The 22,645-nt window shown below is 44.2% G+C and carries 18 protein-coding genes; 15 read left to right on the top strand and 3 right to left on the bottom strand.

What is annotated here, in order from left to right:
• Window positions 1-73: 73 nt before the first annotated feature.
• From AB5706_RS17970 to AB5706_RS17950, 5 genes are all read left to right on the top strand, one after another.
• On the top strand, window positions 74-346 hold the full coding sequence (locus AB5706_RS17970) for an ACT domain-containing protein (protein WP_021925040.1): 273 nt from the start codon (window positions 74-76) through the stop codon (window positions 344-346).
• An 89-nt stretch (window positions 347-435) separates the two neighbouring features.
• Window positions 436-1,800, top strand: a complete 1,365-nt coding sequence (locus tag AB5706_RS17965; protein ID WP_368366243.1) for a PFL family protein — start codon at window positions 436-438, stop codon at window positions 1,798-1,800.
• Between the two features lie 544 nt (window positions 1,801-2,344).
• Window positions 2,345-3,370, top strand: coding sequence for an ABC transporter substrate-binding protein (locus tag AB5706_RS17960; RefSeq protein ID WP_270431495.1), 1,026 nt, complete (start codon window positions 2,345-2,347; stop codon window positions 3,368-3,370).
• A 16-nt stretch (window positions 3,371-3,386) separates the two neighbouring features.
• Entirely contained in the window at window positions 3,387-4,319 is a 933-nt protein-coding gene (locus tag AB5706_RS17955; protein WP_173772400.1) for an ABC transporter permease, read from the top strand.
• A gap of 3 nt (window positions 4,320-4,322) precedes the next feature.
• Complete coding sequence (locus tag AB5706_RS17950; protein WP_173715484.1) at window positions 4,323-5,114, top strand: ABC transporter ATP-binding protein; 792 nt, start codon at window positions 4,323-4,325, stop codon at window positions 5,112-5,114.
• An 86-nt stretch (window positions 5,115-5,200) separates the two neighbouring features.
• Here AB5706_RS17950 and AB5706_RS17945 read toward each other — a convergent pair whose 3' ends face one another.
• On the bottom strand, window positions 5,201-6,514 hold the full coding sequence (locus AB5706_RS17945) for a nucleotidyltransferase family protein (protein WP_368366242.1): 1,314 nt from the start codon (window positions 6,512-6,514) through the stop codon (window positions 5,201-5,203).
• Between the two features lie 165 nt (window positions 6,515-6,679).
• Between AB5706_RS17945 and pta the strand changes: the two genes are divergently transcribed.
• From pta to AB5706_RS17910, 7 genes are all read left to right on the top strand, one after another.
• The gene (gene pta / locus AB5706_RS17940) at window positions 6,680-7,684 is read left to right on the top strand and encodes a phosphate acetyltransferase (protein ID WP_117853900.1); all 1,005 of its coding nucleotides are present in this window, start codon (window positions 6,680-6,682) and stop codon (window positions 7,682-7,684) included.
• Window positions 7,685-7,811: 127 nt separating this feature from the next.
• Window positions 7,812-9,002, top strand: coding sequence for an acetate/propionate family kinase (locus tag AB5706_RS17935; RefSeq protein WP_368366241.1), 1,191 nt, complete (start codon window positions 7,812-7,814; stop codon window positions 9,000-9,002).
• A 282-nt stretch (window positions 9,003-9,284) separates the two neighbouring features.
• On the top strand, window positions 9,285-9,812 hold the full coding sequence (locus AB5706_RS17930) for a YceD family protein (RefSeq protein ID WP_118580053.1): 528 nt from the start codon (window positions 9,285-9,287) through the stop codon (window positions 9,810-9,812).
• A gap of 5 nt (window positions 9,813-9,817) precedes the next feature.
• Complete coding sequence (rpmF, locus tag AB5706_RS17925; RefSeq protein ID WP_077610953.1) at window positions 9,818-10,000, top strand: 50S ribosomal protein L32; 183 nt, start codon at window positions 9,818-9,820, stop codon at window positions 9,998-10,000.
• A gap of 136 nt (window positions 10,001-10,136) precedes the next feature.
• Window positions 10,137-11,024 carry an alpha/beta hydrolase gene (locus AB5706_RS17920; protein ID WP_195391949.1) on the top strand — a complete coding sequence of 296 codons (888 nt, stop codon included), beginning with the start codon at window positions 10,137-10,139 and terminating at the stop codon, window positions 11,022-11,024.
• A 184-nt stretch (window positions 11,025-11,208) separates the two neighbouring features.
• Window positions 11,209-13,290 (top strand): hypothetical protein, encoded by a 2,082-nt coding sequence (locus tag AB5706_RS17915; RefSeq protein ID WP_368366240.1) that lies wholly within the window; start codon window positions 11,209-11,211, stop codon window positions 13,288-13,290.
• Window positions 13,268-15,217 carry a GHKL domain-containing protein gene (locus tag AB5706_RS17910; RefSeq protein ID WP_368366239.1) on the top strand — a complete coding sequence of 650 codons (1,950 nt, stop codon included), beginning with the start codon at window positions 13,268-13,270 and terminating at the stop codon, window positions 15,215-15,217. The genes AB5706_RS17915 and AB5706_RS17910 overlap by 23 nt, the downstream gene beginning before the upstream one ends.
• A 72-nt stretch (window positions 15,218-15,289) precedes the next feature.
• Here AB5706_RS17910 and AB5706_RS17905 read toward each other — a convergent pair whose 3' ends face one another.
• Window positions 15,290-15,994 carry a LytR/AlgR family response regulator transcription factor gene (locus AB5706_RS17905; protein ID WP_368366238.1) on the bottom strand — a complete coding sequence of 235 codons (705 nt, stop codon included), beginning with the start codon at window positions 15,992-15,994 and terminating at the stop codon, window positions 15,290-15,292.
• 197 nt (window positions 15,995-16,191) lie between these two features.
• On the opposite strand from AB5706_RS17905, the gene AB5706_RS17900 reads away from it, so the two are divergent.
• Window positions 16,192-16,815, top strand: coding sequence for a hypothetical protein (locus AB5706_RS17900; RefSeq protein ID WP_226814787.1), 624 nt, complete (start codon window positions 16,192-16,194; stop codon window positions 16,813-16,815).
• Window positions 16,816-16,990: 175 nt separating this feature from the next.
• On the opposite strand, the gene AB5706_RS17895 is transcribed toward AB5706_RS17900, so the two are convergent.
• Window positions 16,991-18,928, bottom strand: coding sequence for a glycoside hydrolase family 2 protein (locus AB5706_RS17895; RefSeq protein WP_295260285.1), 1,938 nt, complete (start codon window positions 18,926-18,928; stop codon window positions 16,991-16,993).
• Window positions 18,929-19,283: 355 nt separating this feature from the next.
• Between AB5706_RS17895 and AB5706_RS17890 the strand changes: the two genes are divergently transcribed.
• Both AB5706_RS17890 and AB5706_RS17885 read left to right on the top strand, forming a co-directional pair.
• Entirely contained in the window at window positions 19,284-20,645 is a 1,362-nt protein-coding gene (locus tag AB5706_RS17890) for an MATE family efflux transporter (protein ID WP_173718941.1), read from the top strand.
• A gap of 60 nt (window positions 20,646-20,705) precedes the next feature.
• Window positions 20,706-22,571, top strand: coding sequence for an ABC-F family ATP-binding cassette domain-containing protein (locus AB5706_RS17885; RefSeq protein ID WP_368366237.1), 1,866 nt, complete (start codon window positions 20,706-20,708; stop codon window positions 22,569-22,571).
• Window positions 22,572-22,645: the final 74 nt, after the last annotated feature.

Genomic DNA, 22,645 nt, shown 5'->3' with positions numbered 1-22,645 from the left:
AGGGAAAACTTAAAGCTGTATTTTCCCTGGGACAGTCAAAATGGGCTGCAGACCCAAATACAGGAGGAGTATCATGAAAAAAACAATTATCACAGTAGTAGGAAATGACACCGTTGGTATTATTGCAAAGGTATGTACTTATCTTGCCCAGAATCAGGTTAACATTCTGGATATCTCCCAGACGATTGTACAGGGATATTTTAACATGATGATGGTTGCAGATACCAGCGCTTCAGACAAGGAAATTGCAACTCTTTCCAAGGAACTGGCTGCTCTCGGGGATGAGATCGGCGTAGTGATCCATTGCCAGCATGAGGATATTTTCAACGTAATGCATCGAATTTGAAATGAAAGTCCCGTCCACGTCTATTGGACATTCATTTCACAAAAATGTCGCCTGTAGGTGATATATCCATAGAAAGGAATACGAATGCTATGATTAATATATTTGAGGTAAATGAGACCAATAAAATGATCGAGCAGGAGAATCTGGATGTACGTACCATTACTCTTGGAATCAGCCTGCTGGATTGTATTGACAGCGATCTTGCGAAATTAAACGAAAAAATTTATAACAAAATTACCACATATGCCAAAGATCTGGTGGCAACCGGTGAGAAAATTTCAGCACAGTACGGAATCCCGATCGTAAACAAACGAATTTCTGTTACACCAATCGGTCTGGTAGGGGGTGCTGCATGCAAGACTACAGATGATTTTGTAACAATTGCCAGGACTCTGGACAAAGCTGCCAAGCAGGTGGGAGTGAACTTTATCGGTGGATATACAGCTCTTGTAAGTAAGGGAATGACACCGGCAGAGGAGCTTCTGATCCGTTCTATTCCGCAGGCACTTGCCAGTACAGAGCGGGTATGCAGTTCTGCGAACGTTGGTTCCACAAAGACTGGAATCAATATGGATGCTGTGAAGCTTATGGGAGAGATTATTCTGGAAACAGCTCAGGCAACCAAAGAACAGGATTCCCTTGGCTGTGCCAAGCTGGTAGTATTCTGCAATGCGCCGGATGACAATCCGTTTATGGCAGGTGCTTTCCACGGCGTTACAGAAGCTGACAGTATTATTAATGTTGGCGTCAGTGGTCCAGGTGTTGTAAAAACCGCTCTGGAGAAAGTAAGAGGAGAGGATTTCGAAACTCTCTGTGAGATGATCAAACGAACTGCATTTAAGGTAACCCGTGTAGGTCAGCTGGTTGCCAGGGAGGCTTCCAAGATGCTTGGCGTTCCATTTGGAATTGTGGATCTTTCCCTTGCGCCTACTCCTGCAATCGGTGACAGTGTGGCTGAGATCCTGGAAGAAATCGGTCTTGAAAGAGCCGGTGCACCTGGAACTACAGCAGCTCTTGCCCTGTTAAATGACCAGGTAAAAAAAGGTGGTGTGATGGCTTCCACAGCAGTTGGAGGCTTGAGTGGTGCATTTATTCCGGTCAGCGAGGATCAGGGAATGATCGATGCGGTAACAGCAGGTGCCCTTACCATTGAGAAATTAGAGGCTATGACCTGCGTATGCTCTGTGGGACTTGATATGATCGCAGTACCAGGTGATACGAAGGCATCCACCATTTCCGGCATTATTGCAGATGAAGCAGCAATTGGAATGGTGAACCAGAAGACAACAGCAGTCCGTCTGATCCCTGTTATCGGAAAAGGAGTAGGAGAGACAGTAGAATTCGGTGGTCTTCTTGGCTATGCACCAATCATGCCGGTAAACAATTTCTCCTGTGATGCGTTTGTGGCAAGAGGCGGAAGAATTCCGGCTCCGATCCATAGCTTTAAAAATTAAGGTTACTGGATGAATTTGCACTTGACATTCTTACATCACTGTGCTAAAGTATAAACCAGTTAAACCGATGAGAAAGAGTAGTAAATCAGATGTGACATTTAGTCATTATGAATAGATTGAATAATGACTTACCAGAGAGCGGAGGATGGTGTGATCTTCGTATGAAGCGGCTGATGGAATGGACTTTCGAGGGCGGCCCGAAATTATATTTCAGGAGAGTAGGCGCCGACGGGAACCGAACCCGTTACCAATCAGGAGTGTATGTTTGTACATGAGAAAGTGGACGATTTGTCAATTTGAGTGGCACCGCGATAATAAGATTTTATTACCGTCTCAAAGAGCAACAGGGAATGTTGTTTTTTGAAGACGGTTTTTTGATATCCATTTTACCACTCATTCTTTCTCGCAGACAAGATGCAGAAGATCGGCTTAGTTATCTTCTGGAGCCTGTTTGAAAATCATTTCCGTAAAGTGTGACACATATTATGCGGAAAGCCTTTTTAAACACGCTCCCGCCAATTTTAAGAGAGAGAGGAAAAACACTATGAAAAAAAGAATGATCGCAATCGCAGCAGCAACAATGGCAACTATGATGATGGCAACACCTGTTCTTGCAGAGGACTACAAGATCGGTATCTGCAATTATGTAGATGACGCATCTCTGAACCAGATCGTAGACAATCTGGAAAGCCGCCTGAAAGAAATCGGCGATGAGAAGGGTGTAAACTTCGATATTTCCTATGACAACTGTAATGCAGATGCCAATGTTATGGAGCAGATTATTTCTGATTTCCAGGCAGACGGTGTAGATCTTATGGTTGGCGTTGCAACACCGGTAGCTATGCGTATGCAGGCAAGCACAGAAGGAACCGACACGCCGGTTGTATTCTCCGCAGTATCGGATCCGGTTGGTGCAGGTCTTGTAGAATCCCTGGAGGCACCTGGCGCAAACCTTACCGGAACAAGCGATTATCTGGATACCGCTTCCATTATGAAACTGATCGAAGCTGTTAATCCGGATACCAAGAAGATCGGACTTTTATATGATATCGGACAGGATTCCTCTACAGCAGCCATCGAGGCAGCAAAAGCTTATATGGATGAGAACGGAATCGAATATGTTGAGCGTACCGGAACCACTACAGATGAAGTTCAGCTTGCAGCAGATGCACTGGTTGCAGATGGTGTTGACGCAGTGTTTACCCCAACTGATAATACCATTATGACAGCAGAGCTTTCCATTTATGAGAAATTTATTGATGCAGGAATTCCGCATTACACTGGAGCTGATTCCTTTGCGTTAAATGGCGCTTTCGCAGGGTATGGTGTTGATTACGCAAATCTTGGAGCAAAAACAGCAGATATGGTTGCCGATATTCTTCTGAATGGTGCTGATCCGGCAACCACTCCTGTAGAAACCTTTGACAATGGTACTGCTACTGTAAACACAGAAACATGCGAAGCTCTCGGCCTTGATTTTGAAACTGTCAAAGCTGCTATGGAGCCGCTCTGCACACAGGTAAATGAGATCGTTACAGCAGAGAGCTTTAACGAACTGGAAACAAATTAACGATTAACCGGAGGAAATGATTGTGACACTGGCTACTGCACTCTCCTTAGGAGAAACTGCCCTGAAACTTGGACTGATCTGTTCCCTGACTGTCCTTGCATTGTTTTTAAGTTATTCCATGTTGAATGTCTGCGACCTTTCTACAGACGGCTGCTTTACATTAGGAGCCGCTGTAGGAGCCGCTGTGGCGGTCAGCGGACATCCTTTTTTATCAATACTAGCAGCAATGCTTGCCGGAATCTGTTCTGGTTTTGTAACCGGATTTTTGCAGACAAAAATGGGAGTAGACAGTCTGCTTGCGGGAATTATTGTGAATACAGGATTGTATTCGATTAACATAGCAGTGATGGGAGGCTCTTCCCTGATCAACATGAACCGTACAGATACGGTGTTTTCCATGATGAAGGATGTTCTGGAAGATACCCCTCTGAAGGGAAGAACAGATATAATTGTTGCGCTGATCGCAGTAGCAGCAGTGGTTGCTTTTCTGGTGGTATTTTTAAAGACACGACTTGGCCTTGCAATCCGTGCTACAGGAAATAATGCAGATATGGTGAAGTCGTCGTCTATCAACCCGGTATTTACAACGATTATCGGACTTTGTATTGCAAACTCTTTTACAGCACTGTCCGGATGCCTTCTTTCCCAGTCCCAGAAATCTGTGGACATTAACATTGGTCAGGGAATGGTTACCATTGCGCTTGCATCCCTTCTGATCGGAGGAACAATTCTTGGAAAAGGCGGAATTTTTGTAAGAGCTGTGGGAATGGTATTGGGTTCTTTTGTTTTCCGACTGGTTTATACGGTGGCTTTAAGATTTAATATGCCGGCGTTTATGCTGAAACTGGTATCTTCTGTGATTGTTATTCTGGCAATTTCCGGCCCTTATCTGAAACGACAGTGGCCGCAGCTGAAAAGAAGAATGACGCACAAGAAGGGAGGAATCTGATCCATGTTAAAGCTTTCACATATTTCCAAAACCTTTAATCCGGGAACAGTAAATGAAAAAGTGGCAATCAGAGATTTGTCTCTGCATCTTGAAAAAGGCGATTTTGCAACAATTATCGGTTCCAACGGAGCTGGTAAATCTACTATGTTCAATGCCATCTGTGGGGATTTTCTCACAGATTCCGGATCTATTGTTCTGGATGGAGAGGATATTACATTTCTGCCACAGCATGCCAGAGCAAAAAATATTGGAAGACTGTATCAGGATCCGATGCGGGGAACTGCTCCTGGAATGACGATTCTGGAGAACCTTGCGCTTGCTGCAGGTCAGGGAGGCTGGCTTTCCCGTATTTCCAAAAGTGATAAACAGCGTTTTCGTGAACAGCTTGCACTTCTGGATATTGGCCTTGAAGACCGCATGAACCATCCGGTGGGACTTCTTTCAGGCGGTCAGAGACAGGCACTTACTCTTTTGATGGCAACTATGAATCCACCGAAACTGCTTCTTCTGGATGAGCATACAGCAGCTCTTGATCCGGGAACAGCCGAGAAGGTGCTGAACCTGACCAGCAGGATCGTGGAAGAACATCATCTGACCTGTCTGATGATCACCCACAATATGCAGTCTGCACTGGAACTTGGAAATCGTATTCTGATGATGGATTCCGGTGATATTGTTCTGGATATCAAGGAAGAGGAGAAAAAAGGTCTTACTGTGGAAGGGCTGCTTGACAAGTTTAAAGTTGGAGCAGGAAAGAAGCTGGATAATGACCGCATTCTTCTTTCTAATGAGTAAGATTGAGTAAGACGAAATGGATAAAAGTGAGCCCTGGCTATTGTACGGAATTGCAGTAGCCGGGGCTCTTTATGCAGTTGAGAATATTATACAATAATAATTTGTTGTCTGTATTCATGAACATAAGAAGTACTGTTTTTTTGTGCCAGAATGCTTTCGTAAAGATTGGATGCGAAAGTTGTTTCGTTTAGTAAATCCATAGCTTGTGGTGCGTTTTCAAGCACTGCGGCAGCATCCGGCAGTTTGGTAAGCAGAGGAATGCTGCCACATTTTTTTATTTTGCCCAGAAGCGCAGAATTGTTTTTTCGAAATCCCAGAACCCGGGCATAGGGAATCTGCGCGGGCACACTCTGAATATGAAGAAGCATGTGAAGCAGTGCTCTCTGGATCCTGGTTTGTGTGATCTCCTTGGTTTTCAGAAGGTTGGCAAACTGGGAAAAGGTTTCATACTGATCCCGGCAGGAGAGAATCCTTCTGGCAAGAGCATGGGACATGTCCAGGTATGTGCACAGGCTTTCTTCTGTTTCCTGAAGAAGACAGTAACGGTAAAGCGTGTCCAGATCGTTTTCCAGAAGAAAACGATTTCCGGAAATTGCCTGTAAAAATAGTTCCAGGGAATTTGCTGGTAAAAATTTTTTTGCCATATCAGCAAGAAACGCAAAAGTCTGTATTGAGGTTTCTGGTGATTCAGATAAAAAGCAGTGGGAATGCTCGGTATTGGACGAGTTCCCTATGGGTGGAGCATTGAAATTCAAAATGGCATTTCGAATAGCAGAAGCAGAAGGAAAGTGATTTTCAGACAGAGTATTTTCGTGATAATCATTTCCTTTCCGTTTAATGGAAACCGGTGAAATAGAGCTGTTTTCCCGTAGAATAGCTTTACAGTATTCAATTCCCAGAATATTATTGGGGGAAGAGAGCAATTGCTGGTATTTTTCTGCTTCGGGAAAAACTGCAGAGAGAGCCATGCTTCTGGCCTTTGGAAAAGTCATTCCGTCTTTCAGATTCCGGCGAAGGGCGTCCTGAAAAGCTTCCGGCTCCTCTGCCAGGATTTTGGCCAGCTCCATAAGCGCATCCGTATCACCGCATTCACTTCCGAAACAAAGTATATCTGTAACCCCAAGTCCATCCAGAAGCTGTACGCCTCCTCTGGCAAATAACTCTGCACTGGCAGAAGAAATGGAAACCGGCAGCTCCAGAACCAGGTCTGCGCCGCTTTGAAGAGCCATTTCTGCACGTACATATTTTGAAAAAAGAGCAGGGGTTCCTCTTTGTACGAAATCACCACTCATGGCGATAACTATATAGTCTGTCCTTAGTTTTTCTTTTATATAGTTTATCTGATATTCATGTCCTGTATGGAATGGATTATATTCTGCAATAATTCCGGCTGTTTTCATAAAATTGCACCTCAAAAAATACGTTGTTCTTCCATATTCTAACATTGAAAAGCTTGAAATACAAGGCGGGGTGGCGTATAATGAGGTTAAGTTACTGAATGGGGAATGGATACTTATGCCAGTTCCCAGAGGATTACTGTAACAAATGAAAGGAGCCATTTAATCATGGGATTTATTGATGTAATCAAAGAAAGAGCAAAATCCAGCATTAAGACAATCGTACTGCCAGAGACAGAGGACATGAGAACTCTTGAAGCAGCAGACAAAATTTTAAAAGAGGGAATTGCTAAGCTTGTACTTGTTGGTAATGAGGAAGCAGTTAAGAAGAGCGCAGCTGAAGGCGGCTTCGACATTTCCGGTGCACAGATCGTAGATCCTGCAACATCTGAGAAGACTCAGGGATATATTGACAAATTAGTAGAGTTAAGACAGAAAAAAGGCATGACACCAGAGCAGGCTAAGGAGATCCTTCTGAACCAGTATCTGTATTATGGTGTTATGATGGTTAAGATGGGCGATGCAGACGGTATGGTTTCCGGAGCTTGCCACTCTACAGCTGATACCTTAAGACCATGCCTTCAGATCCTGAAGACAAAACCAGGTACCAAGCTTGTTTCCGCATTCTTCCTGATCATCGTTCCGGATTGCGAGTACGGCGCTAACGGTGCATTCGTATTCGGTGATTCCGGTCTGAACCAGAACCCGAATCCAGAAGAACTTGCAGCAATCGCAGCTTCTTCTGCTGAGTCATTCAAGCTTCTTGTACAGGAAGAGCCTGTAGTAGCTATGCTTTCCCATTCTACTAAGGGAAGTGCGAAACATGCAGATGTTGATAAAGTTGTTGAGGCTACCAAGATCGCGAAAGAGCAGAATCCAGACCTTGCACTTGACGGAGAGTTCCAGCTTGATGCAGCTATCGTTCCAAGCGTAGGTGCTTCCAAAGCTCCAGGAAGCCCGGTTGCAGGTAAGGCTAACGTCCTGATCTTCCCAGACCTTGATGCAGGAAACATCGGATACAAGCTGGCTCAGCGTCTTGCAAAAGCAGAAGCTTACGGACCTATCACCCAGGGTATCGCAAAACCTGTAAATGACCTGTCCCGTGGATGCTCCGCTGACGATATCGTTGGTGTTGTAGCTATCACATCCGTACAGTGCCAGGCTCAGGACTAATTTGGAATTAGTCTGAAAAGGGCTGAATCGTATTGTGATTGAGGGCACATGCCCTTGAAGAGATACCAGAGGAATAAAATATCTGGTGTCAGGTAATACATAATCATGTAAACAGGAGAGTAAAAAAATGAATGTATTGGTAATTAACTGCGGTAGTTCTTCTTTAAAATACCAGTTGATCGATTCCGACACAGAAGCTGTTCTTGCAAAAGGACTTTGCGAGAGAATCGGAATTGACGGAAGACTGGTATACCAGAAAGCCGGAAATGACAAAGAGATCACAGAGGCTTCCATGCCGACTCATAAAGAAGCCATCCAGATGGTTCTGGAAGCTCTTACAAATGAGAAAACAGGCGCGATCAAGAGCCTTGCAGAGGTTAATGCAATTGGTCACCGTATCGTACACGGCGGCGAGAGATTCGCTTCTTCCGCTATCATCACAGATGAGATGATCAAAGCAGTAGAAGAGTGCAACGATCTTGCACCGCTTCACAACCCGGCAAACCTGATCGGTATCCGCGTATGCTCCGAGCTTATGCCAAACGTACCTCAGGTAGGTGTATTTGATACCGCATTCCATCAGACAATGCCTGCAAAAGCATATTTGTACGGACTTCCGATCGAGTACTACAAGAACTACAAAGTAAGAAGATACGGCTTCCACGGAACCTCCCACAGCTTCGTATCCAAACGTGCTGTTGAGTTCCTTGGCCTTGACAAAGATAACTCCAAGGTTATCGTTTGCCACCTTGGAAACGGTTCTTCCATCAGTGCTGTACAGAATGGCAAATGCGTAGATACTACAATGGGTCTTACTCCTCTTGAAGGTGTTGTAATGGGTACACGTTCCGGAAGCATTGATCCGGCTATCGTTGAGTACATTGCAAAGAAAGAGAACCTGGATCTTGCAGGTGTTATGAATGTTCTCAATAAGAAATCCGGTCTTCAGGGTATGTCCGGTGTTTCCAGTGATATGCGTGACCTTAGAGCCGCAGCCGCTGAGGGCAACGAGGATGCTAAGAATGCAATCGAAGTTCTCTGCTATGGCATTGCGAAATATGTAGGTGGATATGTAGCTGCTATGAACGGTGTTGATGCAATCGTGTTTACAGCTGGTATCGGTGAGAATGTTGGCATGATTCGTGAGAAAGTCTGCTCTTATCTTGGATTCCTTGGTGTTACAATTGATGCTAAGGCTAATGAGGCTATGGGCGAGGAAGTTGTTATTTCCGGTGCTGACTCCAAGGTAAAGGTTGCAGTTATCCCGACTAACGAGGAGCTTGCAATCTGCCGTGATACGGTAGCACTTGTAAAATAATTAGCTGCAGTGTGATCAGCAGTACATGGCAAAGTCAGTTGCTGAGAGGCAGGCTGCTTTGCGGTAATACTGCATTACTTTATAGAAATGCATAAATCCTGTCAGAGAATCATACACTCTGGCAGGATTTTATATGCAACAGGAAATTGATTTAATATTCCACCTGAAATTTCGCCAGCTTTTGTAATTTTTTTGAAAAATTATTGTATATAAGGGAAAATTCAAGTTGACAAATAATGACAGGGTATGTATAATTGATTAAGTGTGAATAGGGAGACGATTATGCAGATACATTTATCAGACATTTCATCCAGCGAGGGTAAGAGCCAGCACTACAGTGTTGCTTTTGAGATGGATACCATCACCTTCCAGCAGGGAACCTTTCCAGTACTGGCTAAGGAACCTGTAGAGCTTACGATTACGAATACCGGCGACAGAGTTCTGGAACTGGAGGGAAGCGGTCTTGTGACTGTTGGAATTCCATGTGACAGATGTCTGGAAGAGGTTAGGACCAGGATTCCTTTTGAATTCAAGAGGAAACTCGACATGAAGCTTACGGATGAAGAACGTGTGAATGATCTGGATGAGAGCAGCTATCTCACCGGCTATGACCTGGATGTGGACCGTTTGGTCTATCTTGAGGTACTGATGAGCTGGCCTTTGAAAGTCTTATGTAAAGAAGACTGCAAAGGGATTTGCAGCAGATGCGGGAAGAACCTGAATGATGGTCCCTGCGGATGTGCCGAGGAGCCTAAGGATCCCCGTATGGCAGCTATCAGTGATATATTCAGTAAATTTAAGGAGGTGTAACCGAAATGTCCATCTGCCCAAAGAATAAATCTTCCAAAGCAAGACGCGATAAGAGAAGAGCAAACTGGAAAATGAGCGCTCCGAACCTTGTAAAATGCAGCAAATGCGGCGCACTTATGATGCCACACAGAGTTTGCAAGGCTTGCGGAAGCTATAACAAAAAAGAGATCGTTAAAGTTGAAGACTAATAGCGAATCTTTAAAGAACACCTGAGTTGATTAGGTGTTCTTTTTTTATGCAGCAAGCAGGATTCTTTCCTGTTGTTTTTTCTATATAATTCATTTATAATATTCACAGAAAAATACATTACCTGGAGGAACTACAATGTCTGAATTAAGCGATAAGATCAGATCAGAATTTAAAAAGGCAGATGATGAGCGCGATGCTCTTATGAATACCCCGGAAGATATCGAACGTTGGGATAATATTGTATATGGACATGATGACAGGGAGATGCAGAGGCTGGATGTATACAGACCGAAGCAGGCACAGGGAGAAGACCTTCCGGTCATTATCAGCGTTCATGGAGGAGCCTGGATGTATGGAGATAAAGAAAGATACCAGTACTATTGTATGAGTCTTGCGCAGCGAGGATTTGCAGTTGTAAACTTTACATATCGTCTGGCTCCTGAGAGCAAATTTCCAGCACAGTTAGAGGATGTGAATCTGGTATGCAAGTGGGTGATGAAGCGTGCAGGAAGATTCCATTTTGATACAGAACGTATTTTTGCAGTAGGAGATTCTGCAGGAGCTCATCTTCTGGGACTTTATGCAGCAATCTGCACGAATCCGGCATATGCTGCCAAATATGATTTTGCTGTACCAGAGGGGTTTGCCCTTACTGCAATTGCTTTAAATTGCGGTGTGTACAGGATCCAAAGGGAAGGGTCAGACAATATGACGACACTGATCATGAAGGAACTTCTTCCGGAAGGCGGTACAGAGGAAGAACTGGAGAGCATTGATGTGCTGAACGGCATTACAGATGTTTATCCTCCTGTATTTTGCATGACTTCCGTGGCAGATCATCAGAAAGCACAGGCACCTGCATTAGTCCAGAAACTGATGGAGAACAATGTGCCCTTTGTATATCGTGTGTTTGGAGATAAGATTAATAAACTTGGTCACGTGTTCCACTGCGATGTAAAAACAATTGATGCTGCCCAGTGCAATGATGCAGAATGTGATTTTTTCAGGGAGTTTTGTTTCTGATAGTAAGACATTCATGTAAAACATATTACGGTACAATGCAAAGTTAGAGCCTGTTTCAAACACGCTCTTGTTGTTGTGATAAAGTAAACAGTAACACCCATTTTTCACGGAAACCTGCGGTTCGCCACAGGTTTCTTGTATTATATGATGAAATCTTATATGCTTGGGACAAGGGAGAAAATCAATGAAAAAAAGGTTAAAAGGTCTGATAAGTGTTTTTTTCTTTTTGCTTTGCATATTTGCCTGGAAAAGCGTGCAGGAAGTAAGGGCAGCAGAAAATGTAATAAGGGATTTTTCCAGAATTTTCTACATACCTGCCGGAGCAGTTTTGAAAGGCGGAAGCCTGCAGAAACTGCAGGAAATTTATGATGGCATGAGCTGCATTGCATATACAGAAGATGGAGAAGAGCTTTATCTGGATGCAATCTGGGACTATTCCGGAATTGATATTCAGACTGTGGGAGCCTATAAGATTACAGGGACAGTGAGACTTCCGGAAGGATATACAAGCAATGTCGGTCTTCCGGAATGGACAGCATGGATTTCTGTACAGAATCCGGGACAGCCGGAGATTCAGGTGTATTCCCGAATGATTTCAGCAGGTATTTACTATTTTCCATGGATCACAGAGCAGAATCCAGATATGATGGAAATATGGCTTCAAAAAGAAGGAGAGGACTGGGTAAATGTAAGCGAGGAAGGATATGGATTTGCGGATACCGATGGGATGTATCTTTCCTGCCAGAGTATGATAGCTGAAAATATATATACACTGACAGTTGTTTATAATGAAGGGAAAACAAGAAATCTTAAATACCGCTATCAGTCAGATGGAAGTCTGGAGATACTCAGTTATCAGCCTGGAACAATTGGCGGGACAGTATCAAAAGATACTGTTATCCGTTCCTGCGAGGAGATTGACGAAAAGAGCCTGCAGCGCTGTATGGTATATGCGGTGCGGGCGGGGCAGAGTCTGGCAGAAGTACGGACCGAGCTGGAGGAGACTTTTTATATTTTTGGGAGCACCTGTGAAGAATATGAGGATACTGCGGCCCATCCGGCTGTTATCATGCCTTCGGTATGGGATTTCAGTCAGGTTGATGTGAATGCTCCTGGCGTTTATAAAGTGACGGGAACTTTTGCAGCTCCAGAAGGCTGCACGGTGGATCAGGAGCTTACTGTTCCGGGGGCGTCTGCTTATATTACCGTTCAGCGCCCGGATCAGCCGGAAGTACAGACGTGCTGTGTGGTTGGCGTGGATACTCTGTTTTTTCCTATGATATTAGACCGTTTTACAGATGAACAGCTGGACAATCTGCAGGTATATCTGCAGGAAAATAAGGGAGATAAAGAAATAAGCAAAAGTAATTTCTATTTTGACAGAAAGGGTCTGTATCTGAAAAAAAGTGTTCTTAAAGCTGGCTGGGAATATGGAATTTACGTAACCTATCCAGGTGGAAGTACCGGGGTATATACTTTTGTGTATGGTGGGGAGCTGATTTCTAATGAGCACTGGTACAAGCGCAACTATGCAGACAGGGATGGCAAAGAGCTTCCGGATATTGACAATGAAACGGAGCGGGTAACGGATACTTCCGCCATCCTTGTAGGAAACAGGCTGCTGGATCTTATGAAGAATGGTGTAAAGCTGATTCCTTTTGAAGGAGACGGAGTGCTGGTAAGGGTTCCTGTGGAAGTGGTAAAAGACTGGAATATAAAAGCGGAGGATCAGATTGAGACAGACATTTCCTGGGTGGGAAGTGATGTTTCTGTAAAAATTTCCAAAAACGGAGAAGCTGTTACAGATATTCCAGGAGCTACCGTGGAGATTCCGTATGCGAACCGTGACTCTCAGACTATGCTGACAGACGAAGAAGGTAACTCCTATACAGGTTCGGTAAATGATGCACAGAACGCTGAGGTGATTCCCATTGATAAAACCGGAGATTATACAGTGGAAGAGCAACCACAAAATCAGACAGAGAATGGTGGAAACACAGAAGAGGATGATCCGGAAGGAGACAGTCTGGAAAATGCGGCGGACTCAGGGGAAGAAAAGCTGTCAGAACAGGTTGAGGAACTTCTTTCGGAAGATGTCAAAAACCAGAAAGCGAATTCAGATGAGAATCTTAACAGTCAACATAAAAAAACGGCTTCAATTGTTATAATAATTGTAATTTTGTTAATATTGTTATGGAATATACCAATGAGACGCGGCAAAAAGCTCCGAAAGGGGGAACGGGGTGAAGGAGAACAAAGCAAATAAAAAAGGAAGGAAGCTGCTGTGGGGAACTGTAATCATAACCATGATTCTATCCTTTATGTTTTTTTACGTGTTGTATTGTTCAAATAACAAATATATGACAAGAGAGGAAAAAGCCATACACGGACTTTTGTATGCAGATGGCTCCTATGAGAGCTTTCCTGTCTATTATTTGTCCAGAGAATGGGAATATTATCCGGATGCACTTCTTACGCCGGAGGATGATCTGGATAAATATTATTTTCGTTATATTTCTATTGGGGAATATGGTGGAATGGAACTTGGAAACAGTGGGAGAAGTCCGTATGGAAGTGGTACATATCGGTTAAAAATCATGCTTCCCGCTGAGCAGCATACATATGGTTTGTATCTGCCGGAAATTTTTTCAGCATATAGTTTGTATGTGGATGGTGTTCTGGTCGGACAGATGGGAAATCCGGACCCGGAACATTATGTGGAACGGACTCAGAACAGAATGCTTACCTTCAAGGCCAATATTTCATTAGAAATTCTGATTGCAGTGACAGATAAAAGCTCTGCTTCGCCGGGAATCCAGAGTGTACCTGTTTTTGGAAATCCTTTAAAAATAAACACCATAAGGGGAATTTCGGTGTTTATCAATTCCTCTGTATTTACCTTGATCATTCTGGTTCTGGCGTTTTCCGTATGGGCATTTTTTAAAACCAGATGCAGGGCAAATGTACTTTTTGCAGGAGTATGCCTTTGTGTGCTCGGGTATACCTGCTATCCCCTTTTGCATACATACCTGGCGCTAAGAGTACAGCCCTGGTTCTCTGTTGAAATGCTGTTCTATTTTCTCGCTTTTCCGGCAATGCTTTTGCTGGAATATGAGATCACCGGGCAAAAGTATAAGTGGATGGTATGGGGGGTTCTTGCTACAGCTGTGGCAGGTCTTGGGGTTACACTTGCAGGGATTTTTGCAGGGGGAATGGAGACCGCAGCTCTTTCTTATGGTATTTCAGCGGCAACAGAGGTGCTGAAATGGTTTACCGCTGTATGCCTTGTTTTAACTGCGTTTTTCTATACGGAAGGGATGCAGGGCATTTCTCTTCTTGCAGGAACCGTAATTTACGCAGTATCTCTGGCAGCAGACCGCATATGGTCTTTGTATGATCCGATTATTGGCGGCTGGTTTCCGGAATGGGGCGGCATCATTTTGACAGGTATATTTGGAATGTTTCTCTGGAGAGAACTGACAGAAGGCTATCGGATGCGGCTGATCTATGAAGAACAGTCCAGACAGATGGAATTGCGTCTGCTTATGCAAAAGGAGCATTATGAGAAGTTAACTGATGCACTGGAAGAGGCAAGCCGTACAAGACATGACTTCAGACAGTATATCCGTACTGCTTCCATTCTGCTGGAACAGGAACATTATGAAGAACTGAAAGCGTATTTTCATCAGTTTGCACAGGAGAGCACCGAAAAAATGCAGACACCAGTATGCTATTGCAAGAACATGTCTGTGGATGCAATCTTACATTACTATGCGTCACAGCTGGAGCAAAAAGGTATAAAGTACAGATATTCAGTAGAGGTTCCAGAGAAAATGAAAATTTCTGATCTGGATATCTGCAGGATTTTTGGTAATCTGATGGAAAATGCGGTGAGAGCAGTGCAAAAAGAAGAGAACGCGGATGAGGCTTATGTAAATTGCATCTGCAAAGTAAAAATGGGAAAACTTCTGATCAATATTGAAAACACCTATGCAGGAGAAGTGCAGAGAAATGGGGCAGCTTTTTATTCCACAAGTCACAGCGGGCAGGGAATTGGAATTGCTTCTGTTTCCAAAACAGCAGAGAAATATGGTGGATATGCCGACTTTTCTGCCAGAAACGGTATATTCCGGGCGAATGTGTTTATTCCACTGGAAGATATGGATTTACGGCTTTCGGACAAAGCCGGCTGACAGGCTGAGAAATTTTGCCGGGTCTTTCTTCCACATAAAAAGTCTGCGCAACCAGTTGTGCAGACTTTTGTATTATGAGAAAAGATAATTCAGATATTCCTTCTTGATTGCGTTAGCTCCCCGTTTACGGATCTGGACGGTTTCCTGGTTGTCCAGAAGAAAGCCCTCCTCCAGGGTTTTGTGAATGCGGTCCATATTCACAAGACAGCCGCAGTAGCAGGAGAGAAAACAGGGGAGATCGTGAATCAGTTCCTCGAATTTCTGGAAAGTCAGGTATGTGCGCAGAACTCCTGCGTCTGTGTGAAGCTGGACAGCATTGTGAAAGGTGTCTGCATATAAAATGGTTTTTACAGGAACACGCAGAAGGGTACGATCGCAGATCACCTCTATATATCGTGTATCCTGTACACGCTTGATCTGAATGGAGTCCAATACCTTTGTGAGCTTGTTTGTATCAAGAGGCTTCAGAAGATAATAAGCTGCCTGCACGTCGTAACTGGCAACCGCAAAAGCATCGCTGCTGGTAACAAAAATAAGAGCGCAGGAGTCGCCTTTTTCCCGAAGCTGGGCGGCCAAGTCCATACCATTGGCCTGCTTTATGTAGATATCAAGAAAAATCAGGTCATAACTGCCGGGAGAATAGCTGTTCCAGAAGTCTTCAAGTGAAGAGAAGGTATGTAATTGGATAGATATCTGTCTTTGGTCATAATGTTCCCGGGTAGCTTCTGCAAGTGCATCAAGATCCTGCTGCACATCATCAATTATTGCAATGTTCAATGCTGAAATCCTCCAAAAGAATGAAAACCTGCAGTAAATCAAAATATCACTGAAAGTGTCATTTCATCCCATGTATATTGTTTTTTTTAAATAAATCGGATATAGTAATCTCAAGGTGATGAGGCGTTAGAAAGTATTGTAAGCTTTTAAGGTCCTCTATATAATATCACAAAATATGATAAAAGTGAGGTAGAAAAATGAAAAACTGGAAAAAAGTTATGGCTATGTTATGTGCCGCAGCAATGGTAACCGGATTTTCTGCTCCTGTGTGGGCAGAGGCAGATGCAGCAGAAGATACTGAGGCTGCAGATGATGAGATTACAGAATTAACAATGGACATGCTTGATGAAGCTGCATATGAAGGAACATGGTTATCTTTTGAGCCAGGCTTCGATCTCTATGTACCAAGCAACTGGGATGTTCTGGAAATTTCAGATGAAGATGCTGCAGACGGTGTTATGTTCCAGGCACAGGATCCGGATTCTGAAGAAGGCGTGAACATGGTAGTGACCGCTACAGATGTTGGAACAGAGTATGATCTGTATTCCATGGCTGATGAGCTGGCTACAGAGTATGAAGATGTTGAGAAGGTTTGCATTAACGGACTCTATGCAGTTTCCTTCGAGACTGAAAGTACATACGGAATCGCTTTCCTGGAGGATGCTGAGGGAATGATGTACAATGTTCAGATCGGACCGAAATCTGATGATGTTCAGCCTATCGCTGAGACACTTTTCGTTTCTCTGATCAAGACAGAAGACAATGTGGAAGATGCAGAGGCTGAGACCGATGCGGCAGCTGACGAGGAAGCAGCAAACTAATTGCTGTAAATGGAATCAGCAGTAATAACTAATTTAAATGCGAAACGTAAATGTCAGCTGGAAATAAATTCTGAAGCTGGCGCTTAAGAAAACAAAACAGAAGCTATGCAGTATATGGAAAAAGACTGCATGGCTTCTGTTTTTTTGTTTCATCAGATAAATATGCGTTTAACAGTTAGTTGTGTAAAGATTTCTTCAGCTTCGTATTCCATTTCTGTACAATCAACGGATTCATTTTAATCTTTTTACGATCGTAAGTGATCAGTCCGTTGGTTTCTTCTTCAATATCAGAAAGCTGCGTGAAAACAGTTGCAGAGTATCCTTTTTTTACAGAAGGTACGATAGTGTTTTCCATCAACCTGGAGAAGCCGTCGGTAAGCGCCTCGCTGGTGGTAAATTTCTTATATCCGTAAATATTTTTACAGGCACTGTGCTCTTGCAGGCGAAGAGAGTAACCTCCAAATTCAGATAAAGCAAGTACGCGGTCTGATTCTGGTACTGGAAGTCCAAGAAAATAATAATGGAGACTGTTAATATCACCACAGCCCTGATCAAACCATCCACTGGCAGAATCTACCAGGCGGGAAGGATCCAGACGGTGAATAAAATCTGTGACTTTTTTGGTGGAAAATTGTCCCCATCCTTCGTTGAAAGGTACCCATGTGACAATGGAAGGATGATTATACAGTGTCCTGACCATATCCCGGATATCGTCAATGTATTCCTGACGGCCGAATTCATCTGTGCGGGAGAGCAGGCGGGCGTGGAGGTCTTTTACTGGAATGCGCATCCAGTTTAATAATGTGGCCAGATAGGTGACAAACCAGTGATGGTAGGAAGAACCGCCGTTAGGCATATCCTGCCATACCAGCATTCCCATGCGGTCACAGTGGAAATACCAGCGGTCTGCTTCGATTTTGCCATGCTTGCGGAGCATGTTAAAGCCAAGATCTTTCATTGCACGAATATCGTAGATGAAAGCTTCGTCGGAAGGTGCTGTATAAAGCCCGTCTGGCCAGTAGCCCTGATCCAGCACGCCGCTCTGAAAATATGGCTGATCGTTCAGGAAAAAGCGTGGATAGCCATCGTCAGCTATCTGTACGTCACATTTGCGGAGTGCGAAATATCCAAGAACCCGGTCTTTGCCATATTCCAGGGAATAGGGGTAAAGCCACGGCTCTTTGGGAGTCCAGGACTTCTGCATATTTTCCGGGATGGAGAGGGTGGCTCCTTTTCCGGGACGGATTGCGGCGGCAGTTATTTCATCCTGGCATAATGTATCGTTAAGTCCGTCTGCTTCGAGAAAAACAGGTGGGTAAACCTTACAGATCACATTGGATGAATTCTGCCTGTCAGGTGAAAAAGCCAAAATGGTTTCCTGAGAATCTGTCTGATCCGCTGCCGTGTGACTTATATGGGCAGGAGATGCATTTTCAGTCAAGGATGGGGAGGATACGCGGATGCGCATCCGGACCAGACCATTGTCCCAATCCGGGGTAACACGCACATCTCTTATGTATTCGTTCGGTACGATCTCCATCCATACAGTCTGCCATATCCCGCTCTGGGCAGTATAGAACATACCGCCGCGTTTCAGCTGCTGTTTGCCTCTGGCATGATAGGAGGTGTCACTGAAGTCGTGGACACTTATGAGGATAGAGACTGTGAGATCTTCTGTGATAAAGTCTGTAATATCTGTGGTAAATGGAAGGTAGCCGCCCTTGTGATAGCTGACGAACTTTCCGTTAATGTACACGCTGCAGATCTGATCTACAGCTCCAAAATGCAGAAGAAGCCGCTGACTTTCTGTATCCAGGCAGTTCTCTGGCAACTGGATGGTACGGGAATACCATAAGGTTTCATCTGGCAAAAGCTGGCGCTTTACCTGGGAAAGAGGCGCTTCAGGTGAAAAGGGCACCAAAATCTGTCCGTCAAAGGGGAAATATTCGCTTTCGTAAAATTGCCATGGAAGAATACGGCTGTCAGTGATCAGGTAGTCCCACATCCCGTTCAGATTGATCCAGTGACGGCGTACCATACCTGGACGAGGATATTCTTTCAGAGTCTGTCCCCGGGCAGCCGCTTTGCTCCAAATGGTTTCCAGATTTTTCAAATATATGTCCTCCTTAAATTTACGAAAAGTATGAAAAAATAATTATAATGATATGTCTTATTATACACGAAATATGGACGTTTGCAATTGGATTTGTGAAAACCCGTTCCGCAACATTACTGTTCACTGGTAATGTTCCGCGAGGTGTTTTTGCGAACAAAGTTCACAGAAAAAACGAGAATCTGAGCGTGAAATCTTGCGGATGCATGAGTTTTGTGTAACGCGAAACGTGTTGCCATGAATGGAGTGAAGAGAAACACGCTTGCAGGGGGTGGAGTGGACAGCATATCGCAACTTACGATTGAAAAAGCAGGTGTGGTATGTTACGATAAAAAGGATTGATGGAGGGGAAAAGATGAATAATTCACAAAACAAAAATCTGCTGACAGAGGGGTCTATCTGGAAGAAACTGATGGGATTTGCGTTCCCGCTTTTTCTGGGAAACCTGTTCCAGCAGCTGTACAATACAGCAGATTCTCTGATCGTGGGAAACTTTCTGGGAAGTGATGCACTGGCTGCGGTAAGTTCATCCGGCAGTCTTACATTTCTGCTGGTAGGATTTTTTCAGGGTCTTGCTATGGGAGCAGGCGTTATCATAGCGAGATATTTTGGCGCAAGGCAGAAGAAGGAGCTTCACAGGGCGATTCATACCACGGTGGCTTTTGGTATTCTGTGCGGTATACTTCTTACAGCTGGCGGTGTTGTGCTTGCACCAAAGATTCTGATCCTTATGAAAACACCAGCAGATATTTTGCCGAAATCCACCCTGTATTTCCAGGTATATGCCATGGGATCCCTGGGGCTGGTTCTTTATAACAATTTTGTAGGCATTATGCAGGCAGTGGGAGACAGCCGCCATCCATTGTATTACCTGATTTTTTCATCACTTTTGAATGTGGCTCTGGACATGGTTTTTGTAGGTGGATTTGGAATGGGTGTGGAGGGCGCAGCTCTTGCCACTATCATTTCCCAGTTTATGAGCGCATTTTTGTGTCTGTACCGTCTGATGAAAAAAAGCCCGGAGGAGTATACGGTTTCCCTTAGGGATGTTCGCCTGGACTCCTATATGCTGAAACAGATCGTATCCAACGGTCTTCCTGCTGGCATCCAGAATTCCGTGATCGCCATTGCAAACGTGGTAGTGCAGTCTAATATCAACAGCTTCGGCAAGCTGGCTGTTGCTGGATGCGGGGCATATTCCAAGGTTGAGGGATTTGGTTTTCTGCCTATTACCTGTTTTTCTATGGGACTGACCACATTTATCAGTCAGAATCTGGGCGCAAAGAAATATGACAGGGCAAAAAAAGGAGCCCGTATTGGTATCCTCTGCAGTATTTCGATGGCAGAGATCGTGGGAATTATTGTGTATTTTGCAAGCCCGGTATTTATTGCCGCTTTTAACAATGATCCGAAAGTGATTGCTTTCGGAGTGAAAGAAGCACATATCATTACTCTGTTCTATTTTCTGCTTGCCTTTTCCCATTGCATTGCAGGACTTATGCGTGGAGCGGGAAGAGCTACGGTGCCCATGTTTGTTATGCTGGGCTGCTGGTGCGTGATCCGTGTGACTTATATAACCATCGCTGTGAAGCTGCATCCGGTGATCCAGACTGTATTCTGGGCTTATCCACTGACCTGGTCATTAAGCTCCATTCTGTTTTTGATTTTTTATCTGAAATCAGACTGGATCCATGGTTTTGAGAAAAAAAGAAACTGACAGAGGCGGAAAATACTGAAATAAATGCCAGTGGATGGTGAAAAAGGAGTTATGGTTTTTATGAATGTACTGAACATTGAACATGTAAGCAAGATTTTTGGAGATAAAAAGATTTTTGATGATATTTCCTATGGAATCCATGATGGGGATAAAATCGGAATCATTGGAATCAATGGAACTGGAAAAAGTACTCTGCTGAAAATCATTGCAGGGGAAGAGGAGACAGATGAGGGACAGGTGATTTCCCAGAATGGCCTTCGTATCACCTATCTGCCTCAGATGCCAGATTTTCCAAAGGGTGCCATTGTACAGGACTATGTGGCTGATGGGAAATGGCAGAAGGACTGGAGCACGGAAAGTGAGGCCAGAAATATTTTGAATAAGCTGGGGATTACAGAACATGATGTCCCTGTGGAGCAGCTTTCTGGTGGACAGAAGAAGCGTGTAGCTCTGGCCAGAACTCTGGTAAACCCTTCTGATGTGCTGATTCTGGATGAGCCTACCAACCATCTGGATAACGAGATGGTAACCTGGCTGGAGGATTATCTGAACCGGTTTAAAGGCGTTGTGATCATGGTTACGCATGACCGTTATTTCCTTGACAAAGTTACCAATAAAATTCTGGAAATCAGTCATGGAAAAGTATATTCCTATGATGCCAATTATTCAGGATTTCTGGAATTAAAAGCACAAAGAGAAGAGATGGAGCTGGCTTCTGAGAGAAAGAGACAGAGCATTCTCCGTATGGAGCTGGAATGGGCGAAGCGTGGCTGCCGTGCAAGAAGCACCAAGCAGCGCGCCCGTCTGGAGCGTTTGGAAGCGTTAAAAAATGGCAAGGCGCCTGTTCAGGAGACGGATGTGCAGATGGACTCTGTAGAGACCAGAATGGGGAAAAAGACAGTAGAGCTTCATCATATTTCCAAAAGCTATGGCGATAAGGTGATCCTGGAGGATTTTGACTATATTGTGCTGAGAAACCAGAGACTTGGAATTATCGGGCCAAATGGATGCGGAAAATCCACCTTGATCCGTATTATTGACGGAATGGTGGAACCGGATTCTGGTACTGTGGAGATCGGGGAGACGATCAAGATCGGTTACTTCGCCCAGGAGGTACCGGACATGGATGGAAACCAGCGTGTGATTGATTATATCCGTGATGTGGCAGAGTTTATTCCTACCCGTGATGGAAAGATCAGTGCCTCTATGATGCTGGAGCGTTTTCTTTTTGATTCTGCAATGCAGTATACACCGGTAGCCAAGCTGTCAGGAGGAGAGAAGAGACGTCTGTATCTCCTGAAGGTACTGATGGAGGCGCCAAATGTACTTCTTCTGGATGAGCCAAGTAATGATCTGGACATTCCGACACTGACAATTCTCGAAGATTATCTTTCTACATTTTCGGGAATTGTGATTACGGTATCCCACGACCGTTATTTCCTGGATGACGTGGTGGACCGCATTTTTGCCTTTGAAGGGAATGGAAAACTGACCCAGTATGAGGGTGGTTATACAGATTATGCGGAGGCGAAAGCGCGGAAATATGGGACTGGAAGCAGTGAAATTGGTGCCGGGACCGGCAGCAGTTTGTCGGATAAAGCAGCTTCCGGAAATAACAGTACAGAGGATGAAGGGAAAAAACCTACCAGAAAAGACTGGAAGCAGGGACAGAAGTCTGAAAAACTGAAATTTACTTATAAAGAAGAACGGGAATATGCTGTTATTGATGAGGATATAGCCAGACTTGAAAAGAAAATTGCCAGGCTGGAGAATGATATGATGGCAAATGCCACCAATTCCGTGAAGCTTCGTGAGATTATGGCAGATAAAGAGGCGGCGGAGAAGCAGCTGGAAGAGAAAATGGATCGCTGGGTGTATCTGAATGATCTGGCGGAGCAGATTGAGGCACAGAAAAATAATGGATAAAGGTGACAGGAAGCTGCATGTTTCGAAAGTCCATAAAGAAAAAGAAGAGGAAAGCTTTCTGAACAGGAGAAAGG

Origin of the sequence: Ruminococcus sp. RTP21484sp1_RTP21277st1_D2_RTP21277_210401, from assembly GCF_040924225.1 — a bacterium.
In the GTDB taxonomy this organism is placed as follows: Bacteria; Bacillota; Clostridia; order Lachnospirales; family Lachnospiraceae; genus Blautia_A; species Blautia_A faecis.
Note: the sequence above shows the minus strand (reverse complement) of the source record. Positions and strands in the feature narration are given on the sequence as shown.